Here is a 1,943-nt window from a genome sequence, read left to right as displayed (position 1 = left end):
GTGTATATGGTAGGGGAGCATTCTGATCTGCATAGAAGGTGTGTGGCGACGCATGCTGGAGCGTTCAGAAAAGAAAATGTAGGCATAAGTAGCGATAAAAGTAGTGAAAAACTACTTCACCGTAAGACTAAGGGTTCCTGATCAACGTTAATCGGATCAGGGTTAGTCGGGTCCTTAGGCAAACCCGAAAGGGGCAGCTGATGGAAAACTGGTTAATATTCCAGTACCCACTCTAGTTTCGATGGGGTGACGCAGTAGTGAAAGACCCGCGGGGCAACGGAAGTTCCCGTTAAAGCGTGTAGATATATTTTTCTCAGGTAAATCCGGGAGAGATGTCGAACGTGATAGTACTCAGAAGCTTCGGCTGAAGAGATAGTGGTCCTAATCAAACTGCCGAGAAAAACCTCTAAGGCATGGCTAGAGCGGCCCGTACCGCAAACCGACACAGGTAGTCGAGGCGAATAGCCTAAGGTGCTCGGGTGAGCCGCGGAGAAGGAACTAGGCAAATTGACGCTGTAACTTCGGGATAAAGCGTACCACAGTGATGTGGTCTCAGTAAAATGGTTCAACCAACTGTTTAACAAAAACACAGGGCCCTGCAAAATCGTAAGATGACGTATAGAGCCTGATACCTGCCCGGTGCTGGAAGGTTAAGGAAGGATGTTCGGCGCAAGCCAAAGCTTCTGACTGAAGCCCCAGTAAACGGCGGCCGTAACTATAACGGTCCTAAGGTAGCGAAATTCCTTGTCGGGTAAGTTCCGACCTGCACGAATGGTCTAATGAGTTGAACACTGTCTCCTCCGCGAGCCCGGCGAAATTGTAGTATCGGTGAAGATGCCGGTTACCCGTCACGGGACGGAAAGACCCCGTGAACCTTCACTACAACTTTGCATTGATTTTGAGCAAACAATGTGTAGCATAGTTGGGACGCTTTGAAGCAGGTACGCTAGTATTTGTGGAGCGGTCGTTGAAATACCAACCTTTGTTTGCTTAGAGTCTAATCCCTGACGGGAAACAGTGCATGGTGGGTAGTTTGACTGGGGTGGTCGCCTCCTAAAAAGTAACGGAGGCTTGCAAAGGTTCCCTCAGTACGGTTGGTAATCGTACGCAGAGCGCATTAGTATAAGGGAGCTTGACTGTGAGACAGACACGTCGAGCAGGGGCGAAAGCCGGCTAAAGTGATCCGGTGGTTCTGCATGGAAGGGCCATCGCTCAAAGGATAAAAGGTACTCCGGGGATAACAGGCTGATCTCCCCCAAGAGCTCATATCGACGGGGAGGTTTGGCACCTCGATGTCGGTTCGTCACATCCTGGGGCTGGAGAAGGTCCCAAGGGTTCGGCTGTTCGCCGATTAAAGTGGCACGTGAACTGGGTTCAGAACGTCGCAAGACAGTTCGGTCCCTATCTGTGATGGGCGTTAGAATATTGAGTGGACATGACCTTAGTACGAGAGGACCGGGTCGTACGGACCGCTGGTGTATCTGTTGTGCCGCCAGGTGCAGTGCAGAGTAGCTACGTCCGGCCAGGATAAACGCTGAAAGCATCTAAGCGTGAAACCTTCCACGAGATGAGTATTCTTTTAAGGGTCGTCAGAGACTATGACGTTGATAGGCTACAGATGTAAAAGTGGTAACACTAAAGTCGAGTAGTACTAATTGCCCGTAAGCTTTAATTTTTTAACAATTTTCGATAAGATTATAATGTTAGTCATCGTGACTCTCATTTACAACTTTCCCAATATGACCTTATTATGATCCTAAGTTGATCAAACGACTTATGGTGGTTATACCAAGGGTGTTCACCTCTTCCCATACCGAACAGAGAAGTTAAGCCCCTTATGGCCGATGGTACTGCACAACAATGCGGGAGAGTAGGTAGCTGCCATATTTATTACGAAAAAGCCTTGCAATCTGTTTTGCAAGGCTTTTTTGTTTTTATACCCT

At 48.4% G+C, this 1,943-nt stretch carries 2 rRNA genes (1 of these 2 running past the window's edge); both read left to right on the top strand.

The window, feature by feature from the left end:
• A 23S ribosomal RNA gene (locus HHL16_RS24770) occupies window positions 1–1,675 on the top strand; it begins 1,297 nt to the left of the window's first position.
• Window positions 1,676–1,775: 100 nt separating this feature from the next.
• Window positions 1,776–1,887, top strand: a 5S ribosomal RNA gene (rrf, locus tag HHL16_RS24765).
• Window positions 1,888–1,943: the final 56 nt, after the last annotated feature.

This window comes from Pseudoflavitalea sp. G-6-1-2, assembly GCF_012927185.1.
Classification (GTDB): Bacteria; Bacteroidota; Bacteroidia; order Chitinophagales; family Chitinophagaceae; genus Pseudobacter.
Note: the sequence above shows the minus strand (reverse complement) of the source record. Positions and strands in the feature narration are given on the sequence as shown.